Origin of the sequence: Frigoribacterium sp. CFBP 13707 (assembly GCF_014842245.1) — a bacterium.
GTDB lineage: Bacteria > Actinomycetota > Actinomycetes > Actinomycetales > Microbacteriaceae > Frigoribacterium > Frigoribacterium endophyticum.
On sequence record NZ_JACYVL010000002.1, the window covers coordinates 67,775 to 84,135 of the forward strand.

General features: G+C 72.5%; 19 protein-coding genes. 12 read left to right on the top strand and 7 right to left on the bottom strand.

Going from position 1 to position 16,361, the window contains the following annotated elements:
* Positions 1-29: 29 nt before the first annotated feature.
* Positions 30-827 carry a winged helix-turn-helix domain-containing protein gene (locus IFT45_RS04080; RefSeq protein WP_082514249.1) on the bottom strand — a complete coding sequence of 266 codons (798 nt, stop codon included), beginning with the start codon at positions 825-827 and terminating at the stop codon, positions 30-32.
* 522 nt (positions 828-1,349) lie between these two features.
* Positions 1,350-1,982, bottom strand: a complete 633-nt coding sequence (gene upp, locus IFT45_RS04085) for a uracil phosphoribosyltransferase (RefSeq protein WP_056052921.1) — start codon at positions 1,980-1,982, stop codon at positions 1,350-1,352.
* Positions 1,983-2,071: 89 nt separating this feature from the next.
* Here upp and IFT45_RS04090 point away from each other — a divergent pair, with 89 nt between their 5' ends.
* Positions 2,072-2,566: a nucleoside deaminase gene (locus tag IFT45_RS04090; RefSeq protein ID WP_192127360.1), complete on the top strand. Its 495-nt coding sequence runs from the start codon at positions 2,072-2,074 to the stop codon at positions 2,564-2,566.
* Here the strand turns inward: IFT45_RS04090 and IFT45_RS04095 are convergent.
* Positions 2,563-3,525, bottom strand: coding sequence for a cation diffusion facilitator family transporter (locus IFT45_RS04095; RefSeq protein ID WP_192126873.1), 963 nt, complete (start codon positions 3,523-3,525; stop codon positions 2,563-2,565). The two genes, IFT45_RS04090 and IFT45_RS04095, sit on opposite strands and share 4 nt — an antisense overlap.
* 47 nt (positions 3,526-3,572) lie before the next feature.
* Here IFT45_RS04095 and proC point away from each other — a divergent pair, with 47 nt between their 5' ends.
* Positions 3,573-4,424, top strand: coding sequence for a pyrroline-5-carboxylate reductase (gene proC, locus IFT45_RS04100; RefSeq protein WP_192126874.1), 852 nt, complete (start codon positions 3,573-3,575; stop codon positions 4,422-4,424).
* Positions 4,425-4,503: 79 nt separating this feature from the next.
* Here the strand turns inward: proC and IFT45_RS04105 are convergent, their stop codons facing one another.
* Both IFT45_RS04105 and IFT45_RS04110 read right to left on the bottom strand, forming a co-directional pair.
* Positions 4,504-5,175 carry a TrkA family potassium uptake protein gene (locus tag IFT45_RS04105; RefSeq protein ID WP_056052929.1) on the bottom strand — a complete coding sequence of 224 codons (672 nt, stop codon included), beginning with the start codon at positions 5,173-5,175 and terminating at the stop codon, positions 4,504-4,506.
* Entirely contained in the window at positions 5,168-6,616 is a 1,449-nt protein-coding gene (locus IFT45_RS04110; protein WP_369814244.1) for a TrkH family potassium uptake protein, read from the bottom strand. The genes IFT45_RS04105 and IFT45_RS04110 overlap by 8 nt, the downstream gene beginning before the upstream one ends.
* 43 nt (positions 6,617-6,659) lie before the next feature.
* Between IFT45_RS04110 and IFT45_RS04115 the strand changes: the two genes are divergently transcribed.
* From IFT45_RS04115 to IFT45_RS04130, 4 genes are all read left to right on the top strand, one after another.
* A complete protein-coding gene (locus IFT45_RS04115) occupies positions 6,660-7,181 on the top strand; it encodes a helix-turn-helix transcriptional regulator (protein WP_056052936.1) in 522 nt (173 codons plus the stop codon).
* Between the two features lie 92 nt (positions 7,182-7,273).
* Positions 7,274-7,468, top strand: a complete 195-nt coding sequence (locus IFT45_RS17450; protein ID WP_082514421.1) for a helix-turn-helix domain-containing protein — start codon at positions 7,274-7,276, stop codon at positions 7,466-7,468.
* 108 nt (positions 7,469-7,576) lie between these two features.
* Complete coding sequence (locus tag IFT45_RS04125; RefSeq protein WP_003792170.1) at positions 7,577-7,675, top strand: 30S ribosomal protein bS22; 99 nt, start codon at positions 7,577-7,579, stop codon at positions 7,673-7,675.
* Between the two features lie 388 nt (positions 7,676-8,063).
* Positions 8,064-8,330 carry a glutaredoxin family protein gene (locus tag IFT45_RS04130; RefSeq protein WP_192045362.1) on the top strand — a complete coding sequence of 89 codons (267 nt, stop codon included), beginning with the start codon at positions 8,064-8,066 and terminating at the stop codon, positions 8,328-8,330.
* A gap of 141 nt (positions 8,331-8,471) precedes the next feature.
* On the opposite strand, the gene aspS is transcribed toward IFT45_RS04130, so the two are convergent.
* A complete protein-coding gene (aspS, locus tag IFT45_RS04135) occupies positions 8,472-9,806 on the bottom strand; it encodes an aspartate--tRNA(Asn) ligase (RefSeq protein ID WP_185231744.1) in 1,335 nt (444 codons plus the stop codon).
* Positions 9,807-9,914: 108 nt separating this feature from the next.
* Between aspS and IFT45_RS04140 the strand changes: the two genes are divergently transcribed.
* From IFT45_RS04140 to ccsB, 5 genes are read left to right on the top strand one after another with little or no spacing between them, the layout of a single operon-like run.
* Positions 9,915-10,562 (top strand): histidine phosphatase family protein, encoded by a 648-nt coding sequence (locus tag IFT45_RS04140; RefSeq protein ID WP_056052943.1) that lies wholly within the window; start codon positions 9,915-9,917, stop codon positions 10,560-10,562.
* Positions 10,559-11,221 carry a TlpA family protein disulfide reductase gene (locus IFT45_RS04145; protein WP_371810871.1) on the top strand — a complete coding sequence of 221 codons (663 nt, stop codon included), beginning with the start codon at positions 10,559-10,561 and terminating at the stop codon, positions 11,219-11,221. Before IFT45_RS04140 ends, IFT45_RS04145 begins: the two co-directional genes overlap by 4 nt.
* On the top strand, positions 11,222-11,986 hold the full coding sequence (locus IFT45_RS04150; protein ID WP_167258444.1) for a cytochrome c biogenesis protein CcdA: 765 nt from the start codon (positions 11,222-11,224) through the stop codon (positions 11,984-11,986). It abuts the gene before it with no gap.
* Positions 11,970-13,823 (top strand): cytochrome c biogenesis protein ResB, encoded by a 1,854-nt coding sequence (locus tag IFT45_RS04155; RefSeq protein WP_192126875.1) that lies wholly within the window; start codon positions 11,970-11,972, stop codon positions 13,821-13,823. Before IFT45_RS04150 ends, IFT45_RS04155 begins: the two co-directional genes overlap by 17 nt.
* The gene (gene ccsB, locus IFT45_RS04160) at positions 13,820-14,839 is read left to right on the top strand and encodes a c-type cytochrome biogenesis protein CcsB (protein ID WP_369814245.1); all 1,020 of its coding nucleotides are present in this window, start codon (positions 13,820-13,822) and stop codon (positions 14,837-14,839) included. The genes IFT45_RS04155 and ccsB overlap by 4 nt, the downstream gene beginning before the upstream one ends.
* Positions 14,840-14,877: 38 nt before the next feature.
* Here the strand turns inward: ccsB and IFT45_RS04165 are convergent, their stop codons facing one another.
* Positions 14,878-15,891: an o-succinylbenzoate synthase gene (locus tag IFT45_RS04165; RefSeq protein WP_192126876.1), complete on the bottom strand. Its 1,014-nt coding sequence runs from the start codon at positions 15,889-15,891 to the stop codon at positions 14,878-14,880.
* A 42-nt stretch (positions 15,892-15,933) separates the two neighbouring features.
* On the opposite strand from IFT45_RS04165, the gene IFT45_RS04170 reads away from it, so the two are divergent.
* Entirely contained in the window at positions 15,934-16,344 is a 411-nt protein-coding gene (locus IFT45_RS04170; protein ID WP_056052955.1) for a hypothetical protein, read from the top strand.
* The last annotated feature ends 17 nt before the right edge of the window (positions 16,345-16,361 follow it).

Consider the following 16,361-nt stretch of genomic DNA (forward strand, 5'->3'; position numbering starts at 1 on the left):
GAACTTCCCCTGAGGGGGACCCCCGGCCCTCAGAAGACGTCGGGCGACGGGGTCGACGCGTGGCGGATCGACACGTCAGCGTGGCGGTCGAAGCGGTATCCGACCCCGCGCACGGTGCGCACGATGTCCTCGAAGGCCCCGAGCTTCGACCGCAGCCGACGCACGTGCACGTCGATCGTGCGCTCGTTGGGGGCCTCGCCGTCGTCGTCCGACCAGAGGCCGGAGATCAGCTCGGCGCGCTCGATCGTGCGGCCCTCGCGCAGCACGAGGTACTGCAGCAGCTCGAACTCCTTGTAGGTCAGGGGGGCGGTCTCGCCGTCGAGCAGGAGGCGCTTCCGCGAGATGTCGACGACGACGCCCCCGCGGGCGCCGGGCTCCTCGTCCTCCACGGTCGGCCGGCGGGCCGCCAGGGCGGAGGGGTCGTGCAGGGCGAGCCGGACGACGTCGACGTCGCGGCCGCCGGCGCCGGTCGGGGCGAGCGCCACGGCGGCGTGGGTCTCGGCGCCGGGGGCGATCCGTGCGACGAGGGCCTTGATCTGCGCGACGATCTCGCCGAGGTCGGTGTCGGCCTCCGCGGCCTTGAGCTCGTCGATGCCGACGTAGAGGGCGAAGCCGCGGGCCTCGGTGCCCTCGGGCACCGTGCGGGGCCGGGGGGCGGCGGGCCGGGCGGGGGCGCTCGCCTCGGGAGCCGGAGCGATGACCGGGGCGGCGCTCAGGGGGCGGCCGCTCGGCGCGACGCCGACGGGGGCGGCGCCGACGGGGCTGGTGACGACGGGGCTGGTGGCGACGGCGGGGGCGGTGACGGGGCGGTCGAGGATGAGGGACATGGGTACGCGGGGTCCTTGCGTGAGGTGAGTCGCGCCCCCGGGCGTCGTCGGCCGGGGGAGTGCTCGGTGTGTGTCGGTGCCCGGGGCCTCGATGACGAGGCCTCTGCCGGGGGGCAGCGGTGCCGGGGCGGACGGCCCGTCAAGCGGGAGCTCAGGGCCGAGGGGATGCGCGTCGGAGGTGGTGACGCGTGTGCATCCGGGAGTCGCGGTTCAGCAGCAGGGTCGTGCGGCGAACTCGGCAGCGCGCTCGGCGCGGCACGGCGACTCGGCGAGGTGCGACCTGATCAGGCACACATTCGACACAGGACGACGGCGCTCGGCATCATCATGCCGGTGCTCCCGGAGGCCTCGGGGGAGGTCGGGATGAACACGCTGTCAGTCATGGGGTCGATCTTCTGTCACTCGTGCACGGCCTGTCAAGGCAGCACGACGAAGCGCCCGATCCGTGCGCCACGTCGGGTGACGTGGCCGGATCGGGCGCTGCGGGGAGGGAGCGGGGGAGGCGCCGGTGCGGCGCCGGGGTCAGGCCAGGCCGTAGAGGCGGTCGCCCGCGTCGCCCAGCCCGGGCACGATGTAGCCGTTCTCGTCGAGCTTCTCGTCGACGGCGCCGAGCACGATGCTGACGTCGCGGCCCTGCATCGCGGCCTCGACGGCGGCGAGGCCCTCGGGGGCCGCGATCAGGCAGACCGCCGTCACGTCGACGGCGCCGCGCTCGAGCAGGTAGTCGATGGCGGCGATCAGCGAGCCGCCGGTCGCCAGCATCGGGTCGAGCACGAAGCACTGGCGGTTCGACAGGTCGTCGGGCAGGCGCTCGGCGTACGTCGTCGGCTGCAGGGTCTCCTCGTCGCGGACCATGCCGAGGAACCCGACCTCGGCGGTCGGCACCAGCGTCGTCATGCCCTCGAGCATGCCGAGGCCGGCGCGGAGGATGGGGACGACGAGCGGCCGCGGCTGGCTGATGGCCAGCCCGGTGGTCGGGCCGACGGGGGTCTGGATCTCGATCGGGGTGGTGCGGACCCCGCGGGTGGCCTCGTAGGCCAGCAGCGTCACGAGCTCTTCGGTGAGGGCCCGGAAGGTCGGTGACGGCGTGCTCGCGTCGCGGAGCACGGTCAGCTTGTGGGTGATCAGGGGATGGTCCGCTACGTGCACTCGCATAGGCTCCACGGTAGCGGAGTCGTCCGCCCCCGACGCCCGTCGACCCGAGGAGCCCCGTGACCGCCGTGCCCCCCGAGCTCGCCCGGTGGATGGGGGCCGCGCTCGCCGAGGCGGAGGGCTGCGCCGTCTCCGGCGACGTGCCCGTCGGGGCCGTGGTGCTCGACGCCGACGGCGTCGTGATCGCGACCGGGCGCAACGAGCGCGAGCTCTCGCAGGACCCGACGGCCCACGCCGAGGTCCTGGCGCTCCGGGCCGCCGCCCGCCACACGGGTGACTGGCACCTCACGGGCACGACCCTCGTCGTCACCCTCGAGCCGTGCCCCATGTGCGCGGGCGCCATCCTCGCGGCCCGGGTGCCGCGGGTGGTCTTCGGGGCCTGGGACGAGAAGGCGGGAGGCGCGGGCAGCGTCTACGACATCCTCCGCGACCGCCGGCTGCCGCACCGCGCCGAGGTCGTGGCGGGCGTCCGCGAGCCCGAGTGCCGGGCCCAGCTGGACGACTTCTTCGCCGCCCGCCGTGCCGACGACGGCACCGGCACCGGCACCGGCACGACGGCCGCAGCCGGGGCCGGGGCCGACGGCTAGTCGGCCGCGCGGATCACGATCGCGTCGGTCGCCGGAGCCACGTGGCCCGGCTCCACCCACACGTCGGGCTCGACGTAGATCACGCGGGCGATCGGCACGGCCTCGCGCACGCGCGACTCGACCGTGTTGATCGCGGCGGCGACGTCGCTGAGCAGCGTGCGGCCGGGCATGGCCACCTTCGCGGCGACGAGCAGCTCCTCCGGGCCGAGGTACAGGGTCTTCATGTGGATGATCGACTCGACCTCCGGGCCGTCGGTCACGGCGGCGCGGATGGCGGCGACGTCGGCGGCCGAGGCGCCCTCGCCGATCAGCAGGCTCTTCGTCTCGATGCCGAGCACGACCGCCACCGCGACGAGCAGCACGCCGATGAGGAGCGTCCCGATCGCGTCGAAGACCCCGTCGCCCGTGATCCAGGTCAGCACGACGCCGACCATGGCGAAGGTGAGGCCCAGGAGGGCCGCGGCGTCCTCCAGCAGCACGACCGGCAGCTCGGGGGCCTTGGCGCGGCGGATGAACGAGACCCAGCTCTGGCTGCCCTTCGACGGCCGTGCCTCGCGGATCGCGGTGCGGAGCGAGAAGCCCTCGAGGCCCAGCGAGATCGCGAGGACGAGCACGGGCAGCCAGGGCACCTCGAGCGGGTGCGGCTCGCGGAGCTTCTCGACGCCCTCGTAGAGCGAGAAGACCCCGCCCACGCTGAACAGGATGATCGAGACGACGAAGGCGAAGACGAAGCGCTCGCGCCCGTAGCCGAAGGGGTGTTCCTCGTCGGCGGCCTTCTTCGCGCGTCGCCCGCCGAGCAGCAGGAGCAGCTGGTTGCCGGAGTCGGCCAGCGAGTGCACGCCCTCGGCGAGCATCGACGACGACCCGGAGAAGGCCCAGGCGATGAACTTGGTCACCGCGATGCCGAGGTTCGCGGCCAGTGCCGCGAAGATCGCCTTGTTGCCGCCGGAAGTGCTCATGGTGTCCGATCCCCTCGTGGTGCTCAGCTCGATCTTAGGATGGCCTGATGGTCACCACTCTCCCCACCACGGCGATCCTCGGCGCCGGCTCGATGGGCGGCGCGATCCTCGCGGGTCTGCTCTCGCCCGACGTCGTCGTCGAGGGCGGCGTCCGCGTCACGAACCGCACCGAGGCCAAGGCCGTCGCGCTCCGCCGCGGCCCGGTCACCTCGCTCGCCACCGAGACCGACCCGACCGCCAACGCCTCGGCGGTCGTCGGGGCGTCGGTCGTGCTGATCGGCGTCAAGCCCGGGATGGTCGTCGACCTCCTCCGCGAGATCGGCCCGGCCCTCGAGCCCGGCACGGTCGTCGTCAGCCTCGCCGCGGGCGTCACGACGGCCACGATGGAGGCGGCGCTGCCCGAGCACGTTCCCGTGCTCCGGTCGATGCCGAACACGCCCGCCGTGGTCGGCCTCGCCGTCACGGGCCTGGCCCCCGGCTCCCGCTCCTCCGAGTCCGACCTCGCGCTGGCGCGGCGCGTCTTCGAGGTGGTCGGCGACGTCGTCGTCGTGCCCGAGGAGCAGATCGACGCCCTCAGCACGATCTCCGGCTCCGGCCCGGCCTACGTCTTCTACCTGATCGAGCAGCTGCAGGAGGCGGCGGTCGCGCAGGGCTTCACGCCCGCGCAGGCGGCCACGCTCGTCCAGGGCACGTTCCGCGGGGCGAGCGAGCTGCTCGCCGCGAGCGACCTGCTGCCGGCCGCCGAGGCCCCAGCGGAGCTGCGTCGTCGCGTGACGAGCCCGGGCGGCACGACCGAGCGGGCCGTCGCCGAGCTCGCCGAGGGCGGCCTCCGCGAGCTGTTCGAGCGTGCGACGCAGGCCGCGCTGGCCCGCAACCGGGAGATCGCGGCCGGCAGCTGAGTCCGGCCGTCACCTAGGCCCGGCCGGCCCCTCGGCGGGGGCGGCGTCGAGCCGCCCCGATCGCCCTCCGCGACGCGCCTCAGCTGTCGAGGGCGGCGAACCGCTCGATCGCCCGGCTGTCGCCGGAGACGATGATGAGGTCGTGGTCGCTGATGACCGTCTCGGGCGTCGCCTCCTCGAACGCGCCTCCCGGGCTCTTCACGCCGACGATGGTGATGCCGTACTTCTTGCGGATGTTCGAGCTCGCGAGCGAGGCGCCCCGCACCGGCTTCGGCGGGTACATCTTGACGATCGCGAAGGCGTCGTCGAACTCGATGTAGTCGAGCATGCGGCCCGAGACGAGGTGCGCGACGCGCTCGCCGGCCTCGCGCTCCGGGTAGATGACGTGGTTGGCGCCGATGCGGGCCAGGATCTTGCCGTGCGACTGGCTGATCGCCTTCGCCCAGATCTGCGGCACCTTCAGGTCGACGAGGTTCGCGGTGATCAGCACGCTCGCCTCGATCGACGAGCCGACGGCGACGACCGCGATCGAGAAGTCCTGGGCGCCGATCTGCTTGAGGGCGTCGATGCTGCGGGCGTCGGCCTGCACCGCGTGGGTGACCCGGTCGGCCCACTTCTGCACGAGGCCCGCGTCGGTGTCGACGGCGAGCACGTCCCTGTCTTGTCGCTCGAGCTGGCCGGCGGTGGCGGCGCCGAACCGGCCGAGGCCGATGACGAGCACCGGGGCGTCGTGCTTGATCTTGTCAACCAACGATCGGTCGCTCCTCGGCTCGCGTGAACAGCTGGCGTCGCTGGCTGGCGGCCAGGGCGACGGAGAGTGTCACTGTACCAACGCGGCCCATCCACATCGTGACCGCGAGGATGTACTTGCCGGAGTCGGGGAGGCGGTCGGTCAGCCCCGTCGACAGGCCCGAGGTGGCGAAGGCCGAGATCGACTCGAACAGCACGTGGTCGAGGGGCTCCTTGGTGATGTGCATGATCAGGATGCTCGACACGGCGACGATCGTCGCGCCCCAGAGCACCACGCTGACCGACAGGCGGAGGACGTCGCTCGGGATCCGGCGGCCGAACGCCTCCATCGAGCGGTTGCCCCGGGCCTCGGCGAACGCGGCGAGGAAGAGGACGGCCAGGGTCGTCACCTTGATGCCGCCGGCCGTCGACGCCGACCCGCCGCCGATGAACATGAGCATGTCGGTGACCAGCAGCGACGACCCGTTGAGCTCGGAGATGTCGATGGTCGCGAACCCGCCCGACCTCGTCATCGTGCTGAGGAAGAGCGACTGGAAGATCGTCGGGCCCGCCGCGATGTCGCCGAAGGTCTCCGGGTTGTCGAACTCGAGCACGATGTAGAGGACGGTGCCCGCCAGGAGCAGGACTCCGCTGGTGACCAGCGTGAGCTTGACGTGGACCGACCAGCGTCGCGGGTTGCGGGGGTTGCGGGCCAGCGCGTAGATGACGGGGAACCCGATGCTGCCGAGGAAGACGCCGACCATGATCAGCGACAAGAACCAGTAGTCGTCGGCGAACGGGGCGAGCCCGTCGGCGTTCGGCGTGAAGCCCGTGTTCGTGAAGGCCATCGCCGAGTAGTAGAAGCTGTCGAGCACCGCGTCGCCGAGGGGGATGCCGTCGAGCAGCACGCGGGGGATGAGCAGCAGTGCGATGACGGTCTGGATCACGGCCGAGCTGAGCGCCACGGTGGCGAGCAGCCCGCCCACCTCGCCGAGCCGCACGGCCTGGCCCTCGGGCACCGGGCCCGCGTGCACGCGGAGCGGGTTGCTGTCGGAGGCGGCCATCAGCCGGGCGCGCAGGCCCAGCTTCCGCGAGACCACCAGCCCCATGATCGACGCGAGCGTCAGCACGCCGATGGCGCCGATCTGCACCCCGACGAAGATGACGACGTGCCCGAACAGCGACCAGTGCGTGGCCATGTCGACGGTCGCGAGCCCGGTGACGCAGATGACCGAGACGGCGGTGAAGAGGGAGTCGGCCAACGGCGTCCTGCTGCCCTCGGCCGACGAGACCGGCAGCGAGAAGACGAGCGTGAAGACCACGATGAGGCCGGTGAAGATCATGATGGCGAACCGCGCCGGCGAGTGCCGCCCGATGTCGTCGATCCACTCGGAGAGCCGCGCGAAGGGGCTGCGGGGGTCTCGACGGGGCAGGCGCCGATCGGCGACGGAGGGGCGCGACACGGTCGTCATGGTACTCGGGGGCCGTGGTCGTTACTGTGGCTGCATGCCCGACATCTTCAGCGTAATCGCCGACGGGACGCGCCGCGACCTCCTGAAGGTGCTGCTCGACGCGCACGTCTCGGCCGACTCGGCCACCGGCGACGTCAGCGTCGGCGAGATGGTCACGGCCCTCGGCCTCAGTCAGCCGACGGTGTCGAAGCACCTCCGCGTGCTCCGCGACGCCGGGCTCGTGCACGTCCGCGAGGTCGGCCAGCACCGCTACTACGGCATCGAGACCGTCCCGCTCGAGACCGTCGAGGACTGGCTCATCCCCTTCCTCGGCGCGGGCGCCGCGGACGAGCTCGACGGCGTCGCCTCCGGCGCGTTCGCCGCGTGGGCGGGGGTGGCCATGCCGGCGCCCATCCGCCGGGCGGCCGAGAACCTCCCCGACGCGGGCGACGTCGGGAGCACGCTGGGCCGTGCCGTCGCGGACGCGCAGCACCGCGCCTCCTCGGCCCTGCACGACGCCCAGAGCGCCCTCGACGAGCGGGTCATCGAGCCGGTCCGCAAGCGCCTCGGCCGCTGACGACCGATCCGTTGCACGGGGTCGGCCACGCCCCTAGAGTGGCCACGACCCGGGAGCTGCCGCTGCCGGTGCCCGACGACGAAGGTGGACCCGTGGCGCACGACCTGTCAGACGTGAGGTTCCTCACGGTGGCCGAGGTGGCCGACATGATGCGCGTGTCGCGGATGACCGTGTACCGCATGGTCCACTCCGGCGAGCTGCCCGCGATCCGCTTCGGCCGCTCGTTCCGGGTGCCCGAGTCGGCCGTCGCGGCCGTCCTGCAGATCGGCGTCGCCGACGTCGGCTGACGCCACTTCGACATTCGGGTCCGGCCCTTGTAGACTGCCCCGAGGTATTTTTCCGCGGTTCTGTTTCGGACCCGGTTGTTCCGATCCAGTCCAATCAGCGAGGTCCACATGGGTTCTGTCATCAAGAAGCGTCGCAAGCGCATGGCGAAGAAGAAGCACCGCAAGCTGCTCCGCAAGACGCGCCACCAGCGTCGCAACAAGAAGTAGCCGCCAGGCTCCGCGTGCCCCTGACCGTTCCGGTCAGGGGCCGCTTTCTTTTGTCGGCTCCTTCGGTGCCCATGGCGCCCTGCCGGGCGCGGCGCCCTGCCGGGCGCGGCGCCCTGCGGGGCGCGGCGCCCTGCCGGGCGCGGCGCTGTGGGCCAGCCGCCGACGCGGTGGCTTCCTGCTTCCCCTCCTTGCTGCCGCAGCGGCTCGTCGTCGGTGACAGCAAATGCCGACCGATCTGCAGCCTGGACGTGTCTGAGGCGTGGATTCTCCTGTATCAGGAGGCCGTGGGTCGGCATTTGCGGCAGCGGGCAGGAAGCGGGATGCGGGGGAGCGGGGCGGGACGTCACGCCGCGGGATGCGCGGAGGCGGGGGCCGGTAGGGTCGGGGCGTGAGTGCTCCCCGCCTGTCCCTGCTGACGAAGCCCGGCTGCCACCTGTGCGACGACGCCCGGACAGCCCTCGACGCCGTGCTCGCTGAGCCGGAGTTCGCGGCCCACGGCCTCGGCTACGACGAGACGAACATCCTCGACGACGCCGCCCTCCGCGACGAGTACGCGGAGGAGATCCCCGTCGTACTCATCGACGACCGGGTGCACACCATCTGGCGCGTCGAGCCCGACCGACTCCGCACCGCGCTGCGCAAGGCCGTCCTCTGAGGGGCTGACGCCTCGGCGCTCCGCCGCTGCTGTTCCGGCCGCACCGCACCGCTCGGCGAGCCCCTACGACGACGGGCCCGACGAGATCGCTCTCGTCGGGCCCGTCGCGATGTCGCGCTCCGCCCCGCGGGGCGGTGTCGACTACGGCGTGAGGCGCGTCGGCCCGCGGAACAGGTACGTCACCTCGCGGAGGTTCGGCTGGTGCAGCATCAGCATCAGCACGCGGGCCAGGCCCATGCCGAAGCCGCCGTGCGACGGGGCGCCGTAGCGGAAGAAGTCGAGGTAGCCGCCGAGCTCCTCCGGCTTCATGCCCTTCTCGCGGATCTGCGCCTCGAGCACCTCGACGCGGTGCTCGCGCTGCGCGCCCGTGGTGATCTCCGTGCCGTTGTAGATGAGGTCGTAGCTCTTCGTGAGCTGCGGGTCGTCGTCGTGGCGCATGTGGTAGAACGGCCGGATCGACGCGTCGTAGTCGGTGAGGAAGACGAAGTCGTGGTCGAACGTCTCCTTCACGTAGGCGGCGATCTGGCGCTCGCCCTCCGGGTCCATGTCGGCGTCGGCGCGGGGCACGACGTAGCCGCGGTCGGCGACGATCTGCTTCGCCTCGGCCAGGGGGATGCGCGGGAAGGGCGTCGTGGGCACGGTCAGCTCGACGTCGAAGAGCTCCGCGATCTCGGCGCCGTGCTTCTCGACGACGGCCGTGAACGCGGCGACCAGGAGCTCCTCCTGCATCTGCATGACGTCCTCGTGGGAGTCGACGTAGCTGATCTCGGCGTCGACGCTGGTGTACTCGGTCGCGTGCCGCGAGGTGAACGACGGGTCGGCACGGAAGACCGGGGCGATCTCGAAGATCTTGCCGAAGCCCGCCGACTGCGCCATCTGCTTGAAGAACTGGGGGCTCTGCGCGAGGAAGGCGCTGCCCTCGAAGTAGTCGACCTTGAAGAGCTCGGCGTTCGACTCGCTGGCCGACGCCATGATCTTGGGGGTGTGGATCTCGATGTACCCGCGCTCGACCCAGTAGGTGCGCATGGCGTGCTCGAAGGTCGTCTGCACGCGGAAGATGAGGGCGTTCCGCGGCACGCGCAGGTCGAGGAAGCGCCAGTCCATGCGCTTGTCGATGCCGCTGTCGGCGGCGATCGGGGTCTCGGGGTCGGCGAGGCTGTCGACGACGAGGGTGTCGATCTTCACCTCGATGCCGCCGAGCTTGACCCGCTCGTCGTGCTTGAGCTGGCCCGTCACGGTGACGAAGCTGCCCTGCGAGAGGCCGGAGATCGCGTCGGCGACCTCGTCGGTCTCGCCCGCCTCGGCGAGGACGTCGGCCGCGGTGCGCGGGCGGACGAGCTGGACGGCGCCGGACTCGTCGCGGAGGACGACGAACTGCACCTTCTTCTGGTCACGGACCGTGTCGACCCAGCCCGCCACCGTGACGGTGCCGTCGGGGAGGGGAGCGAGGTCGTTGATGAGGGTGCGTTCGATCACGAGGCCCGAGTTTACCGTGCGCGGGCGTCCCTGCGGGCCCCGCACCGCGCCTCCTGTGGGTCTCCCCGGTGGGAGGTGTGCGCCGGGCCCCGACCTAGACTGGGGCGCATGCCCGCCCAGCAGATCCACCTCGTGCGCCACGGTGAGGTGCAGAACCCCGACCACGTCCTCTACGGCCGACTCGAGGGCTTCGGGCTCAGCGAGCTCGGCCACCGCATGGCGGCCTCGTCGGCCGCGATGCTGCAGGCGCAGGGCGCCCCGGTCGCCGCGATCGTCGCCAGCCCGCTGCAGCGCACGCGCGAGAGCGCGGCTCCGTGGGCCGAGGCCTTCGAGCTGCCGGTGCAGGTCGACGAGCGCCTCATCGAGCCGACCAACAAGTACGAGGGGCGCCGCAGCGACTTCACGGTCGCGAAGCAGCTGGCCGTGCCCGCCGAGTGGCCGTGGATCGTCAACCCGCTCAAGCCGAGCTGGGGCGAGGCCTACGTCAGCATCGCCGCCCGCATGCTCGCCGCGGTCGACGAGGCCTGGTCGAGCGTCGACGGCGGCGACGTCGTCCTCGTCAGCCACCAGCTGCCGATCTGGATGGTGCACCGCAGCGTCACCGGCGCGCGCCTCTTCCACGACCCGCGTCGCCGCCGCTGCTCGCTGTCGAGCGTGACGACCCTCGAGCGCCGCGGCGACCGCTTCGTCGAGGTGGGCTATCAGGATCCCGCGGCAGACTTGCTCGCGAACGCCGTCGACCTGGGAGCAGTGTGACCACCCGAGCACCGTCCGACGGGGCCTCCGCGGCTCCGTCCACCACCCGTCCGTCCCTGCGTCGGCGCACCGTCCGCGGCCTCGCCGCCGCGGCCGTGCTCGCCCTCGCCCTCGCCGGCTGCACGTCGGCGAACGACGGCCTCGCGCAGCAGTACGCCGACGGCGGCACCGAGAACTACATCTCCGGCGAGGGCACCGTGACGGAGGTCCCCGTCGACGAGCGACGCGACCCGGTCGAGTTCACGGCGACGACCGACGCGGGCGACGAGGTCTCGCGCTCCGACCTCGACGGCCAGGTCGTCGTTCTCAACTTCTGGTACGCCAGCTGCCCGCCCTGCCGGCAGGAGGCGCCCGACCTGCAGCAGCTCAGCCAGGCCCACGAGGGCGACGGCGTGCAGTTCCTCGGCGTGAACGTGCGCGACCAGGCCAAGACGTCCCTCGCCTTCGCCGAGAAGTTCGGCGTCACCTACCCCTCGGTCGTCGACACCAACGACGGCACCGTGCAGCTCGCGCTGGCGGGCACCATCGCCCCGAACTCCGTGCCGACGACGATCGTGCTCGACAAGCAGGGCCGCATCGCCGCGCGCATCCTGGGCGGGCTGCAGGGCCCCAGCATCCTCGACCAGCTGATCAAAGACGCCGTCGCCGAGCAGGCCTAGGTGTACCAGGGCAACCCCTTCTTCGACGCGGTCGCCGGCGGGCAGCTGGCCGTCGCGCTGCCCGTGGCCGTGCTGGCGGGCCTGATCTCGTTCCTGTCGCCCTGCGTCCTCCCGCTCGTGCCCGGCTACCTCGGCTACGTCGGCGGCCTGACCGGCGGCGCCCGCGACGACGCCGGCCGTGCCCGTGACCGCCGCCGGGTGGTCATCGGCGTGCTCCTCTTCATCGCCGGCTTCTCGGTCGTCTTCGTCGGGGCGAACCTCGCCTTCGGCGCCGTCGGCTTCTGGCTGATCCAGTGGCGCGAGCTGATCGTGCGCGTGATGGGGCTCGTCGTGATCGCGCTCGGCCTCGTCTTCATCGGCCAGTTCACGGTGCTGCAGCGCACCCTCAAGCCGGGCTTCACCCCGGCGACCGGCCTCGCCGGCGCCCCGCTGCTCGGCATCGTCTTCGGCCTCGGCTGGACCCCGTGCGTCGGGCCGACGCTCGCCGCCATCACGGCCATGTCGCTGAACACCGGGTCGGTCGGCCAGAGCGTGCTGCTCGGCGTGGCCTACTGCATCGGCCTCGGCGTGCCCTTCCTGCTCGTCGCCCTCGGCCTCGGCTGGGCGTCGCGCTCCATCTCGTTCGTCAAGCGGCACATCCGCGTCGTCAACATCGTCGGAGGTTCCGTCCTGGTGGTCATCGGTCTTCTCATGGTCACCGGGCTCTGGTCCGCGCTGATGTCCGAGGTCGGGGCGGTGATCGCGGGCTATGGCACGATCGTCTGACCGCGCGCCCGGCGCGACCGGCACCCCCGACGCCGTCGACAGCACCGAGGTCACCGACGGCTCCGACGCCGTCGGCGACCCGCTGAGGCCGAGCGACCACTACGACTCGGTCGCCCCCGCCGAGCCCGCCGTCGGCGACGCGGCCGCGTCCGCCGGTGGCGACCGCGACGGCGGGGTCACGAACCCGCGCCTCGGCCTGGTCGGCTACCTGCGCTTCTTCTGGCGCCAGCTGACGAGCATGAAGACGGCGCTCTTCCTCCTCATGCTGCTCGCGGTGGCGGCGATCCCCGGCTCGCTCGTGCCGCAGCGCACCTCCGACCCGAACGGCGTGGTCCAGTACCGGGCCGACCACCCCGACCTCTTCCCCGTGCTCGACAAGCTGGGCGTCTTCGACACCTACTCGTCGCCGTGGTTCTCCGCCGTCTACCTGCTGCTCTTCATCTCGCTGATCGGCTGCATCATCCCGCGCACGAAGCACCACTTCGAGGCGCTCCGGGCCCGCCCGCCGAGGACGCCCGCGCGGCTCTCCCGCCTGGCCGGCTACCGCTCGGTCACGCTGGAGGCCGGTGAGGGAGGCGCGTCGGGCGTCGACCTCGACCCCGCCGCCGCCGTCACGGCGGCCCGCGCCCAGCTGAAGCGCGCCGGCTACCGCACCGAGGTCTTCGGCGACTCGGTCAGCGCCGAGCGCGGCTACCTCCGCGAGACCGGCAACCTCGTCTTCCACTCGGCGCTCGTCGGGGTGCTGCTCACCGTCGGCGTCGGCGGGGGGTTCGGCTACACCGGCCAGCGCGTGATCGTCGAGGGCCAGACCTTCACGAACGCGCTCGTGTCGTACGACTCGTTCAACCCCGGCCGGTGGTTCAGCGACTCGCAGCTGTCGCCGTACAACATCACGCTCGACAAGTTCCGCACGACGTACGAGGAGACCAACACCGACGCGCTGGGGCAGCCGACCGACTACACGGCCGACGTCACGACCCGGACGCAGGGCGGCGACCCGCGGTCGACGCAGATCAAGGTCAACAGCCCGCTCGCCATCGGCGGCTCGACCGTGTACCTGCTCGGCAACGGCTACGCGGTCGACGTGACCGTCACCGCGCCCGACGGCAGCGAGCCGTTCACCGACACGATCCCCTTCCTCCCGCAGGACGCGAACCTCACGTCGCAGGGGGTCGTCAAGGTGCCCGACGGGCTCTCCGAGCAGGTCGGCATGATCGGCTTCTTCTACCCGTCGGCGGTCGAGACCGGGGACGGCTCGGGGATCCTCGCCTCCAGCTACCCCGACCTCCTCAACCCGGTGCTGAGCCTCAACGTCTACGACGGCGACCTCGCGCTCGACGACGGCGTGCCGCAGTCGGTCTACTCGCTGAAGACCGACGACATGACCGAGATCGCCGGCGCGGGGGCGGAGAACGGCCAGAAGGCCCTCCAGCTCAGCCCGGGCGAGACGGTCGACCTGCCGAACGGCCTCGGCACGATCACGTTCAACGACGTGAAGCGCTTCGCGTCGCTCGACGTGCACCACGACCCCTCGCAGGTGTGGGTGCTGCTCTTCGCCGTGCTCACCTTCGGCGGCCTGCTCACGGCCCTCTTCGTGCCCCGTCGCCGCGTCTGGGTCAAGGCCACGGCCACCGGCACCGGCCTCCGGCTCGAGTACGCCGGCCTCGCGCGCGGGGAGGACCCGACGCTCGACCGGGCCGTCGGCGAGGTCGCCCGCACGCACCTCACGACCCTCGGCGTGCCCGCCGAGGCGGCGAAGGCGGCGTCGCGCCCCGGCTCGACGTCGAACGACACGGGGCCCTCCGCGTCGCGCGGCGGACGTAGGATCACTCCGTGACCGCCGACCTCGCCTACTACTCGCTCGTCGCCGTCTACTCGGCGATGGCGATCTACACGATCTCCTTCGTGACCTTCGCCCTCGACCTGGCGAAGCGCTCCGGCGACGCCCAGCAGGCCGCCTCGGCCGTCGCCGTCCCGGCCGCCCCGGTGGGGTCGTCGGGCGGCACGCTCCGGAAGGGCGCCGGCGGGGGCAGCACCATCGTGCTCGACCGTGCCGACACCGTCACCGGCGGGGGCGACGTGCCCGGCGCCTCCGGCGGTCGTCGCGCCTCGAAGTTCGAGCGCGTCGCCACGTCGCTGCTCGTGCTCGGCCTGCTCGTGCACGTCGCCTCGGTCGTCATGCGCGGGATCGCCGCGGGCCGTGTGCCGTGGGCCAACATGTTCGAGTTCTCGCTGACCGGCACGGCGATCATCGTCGGCGTCTACCTCGTGGTGAAGCTCTTCGTCGACATCTCGTACCTCGGCGCCTACGTCACCGGGCTCAACCTCATCCTGCTGGCGATCGGCACGGTCAACTACTACGTCGCCGTCTCGCCGCTGCAGCCTGCGCTGCAGTCGGCCTGGCTGGTCATCCACGTGCTCGTGGCCATCCTCGGCACCGGGTTCTTCGCGATCGCGGCCGGCCTCTCCGTCGCGCAGCTGATCCAGACCAAGCGCGAGCAGGCGAAGCTGGCGAACCTCCGCTTCATGGACACCCTGCCCGCGGCCGACCGCCTGGAGGACCTGGCGTACCGCGTGGCCCTCGTCGGCTTCGTGCTCTGGACCTTCACCCTCATCGCCGGCGCCGTCTGGGCTGAGCGCGCCTGGGGCCGCTACTGGGGCTGGGACACCAAGGAGGTCTGGACCTTCATCATCTGGGTGCTCTACGCCGGCTACATCCACGCCCGCGCGACGCGCGGCTGGCGCGGCGCCCGCTCGTCGTGGCTGTCGATCATCGGCTTCGCGGCCGTCATGTTCAACTTCTCGATCGTCAACGTGTTCTTCAAGGGCCTGCACGCCTACTCGGGCCTCTGATCCGACCGCCGGCCCGTGCGGGCCGGTGCCCGGGACCCTCAGGAGTCGCGGGTCGCGGAGAGCACGTCGTGGCAGGCCCGCAGCCGGTCACGCCACCAGCGCACCCTCTCGTCGGGGGCGGCGTGCTCGCGCAGCAGGTCGTGGTCGACCTCGACCCGGCGCACGTCGATCGCCCCGTCGACCGGGAGCAGCGGCTGCCGGGTGACGTCCGCCGCCAGCAGCGCGGCCGTGCCGAGCCCGCAGTCGTGCTCGAGGCCGGGCAGCGCCGCCGCGAGGTGGGCGCCCGTGCTGAGGCCGACGGAGGTGTCGAGGGCGCTCGAGACGACGACGGGCAGGCCCGCCGCCTCGACGACCTCGAGCGCTGCACGGATCCCGCCGAGCGGCTGGGCCTTGATCACGAGCAGGTCGGCGGCGCCCGCCCGGGCGACCGCCAGGGGGTCGTCGGCTCGACGCACGCTCTCGTCGGCCGCGACCATGACCCCGAGGCCGGCCGTGCGGCGTCGCAGCTCGGCGAGCTCGGGCACCGTGGCGCACGGCTGCTCCGCGTACTCCAGGGCGTACGGGGCCAGCGCGAGCAGCGCCTCCTCGGCCTCGTCGACCGACCAGCCGCCGTTGGCGTCGACCCGGACGCGGCCCTCGGGGCCGACGTGCCGGCGGGCGGCGGCGACGCGGGCGACGTCGTCGGCGAGCGTCTGGGTGCGGTCGGCGACCTTGACCTTCACGGTGCGGCAGCCGGGGAAGCGTGCGAGGACGCCGGGGACCTCGGCAGGGCCGACGGCGGGCAGGGTCGCGTTCACGCGCACGGTGTCGGCCCGGACGACGTGCGGGGCGCCCCAGCCGAAGTCGACGGAGGCGGCGAGCCAGGTGGCGGCCTCGGCCGGGAGGTACTCGACGAACGGGCTGAACTCGGTCCAGCCCCGCGGCCCCTCGACCAGCAGGGCCTCGCGCACGACGATGCCGCGGAACCGTGTGCGCAGCGGGAGGGCCACCACGTGGGCGCCGTCGAGCAGCTCGCCGACGGGCGGGAGGACGGCAGGTACGACGCTCGGCACGTCTCCAGTCTGTCACCGGGTCGGCCGCTAGGGTCGGTCACCATGGCCGTTCCCGAGACCGACCCGACCGAGCCCCGTGACGCCCGGCAGCGCTCCGGGCAGCCCGGCTCCGCCGCCGACGACGGCCTCACCGTCTTCGACGAGGCCACCCACGACGAGGCCGCCCAGCCGGCCCGCAGCCGGCGGCTCGGCGTCGTGACCCTCGGCCTCGGCCTCCTCCTCCTCGCGCTCGACGGCCTGGCCGTCGGCCTCCTCGCCGCCGACCTCGTCGCCGCGGCCGCCTCGATCGCGCTCGTCACGATGCTCGCCTCGGTCGTCGTCGGGGTCGTCGCGCTGGTCGCCGTGGCCCTCCGCCGCGGCCGCTGGCAGGGCGTCGCCGCCGTGCTGGTCTGCGTGCTGGCGAACCCGTTCGTCTTCGTCTACCTGCTGGGCCGCGCGCTGCCGCAGTTCTAGGGCCGTCGAGCCGGGGA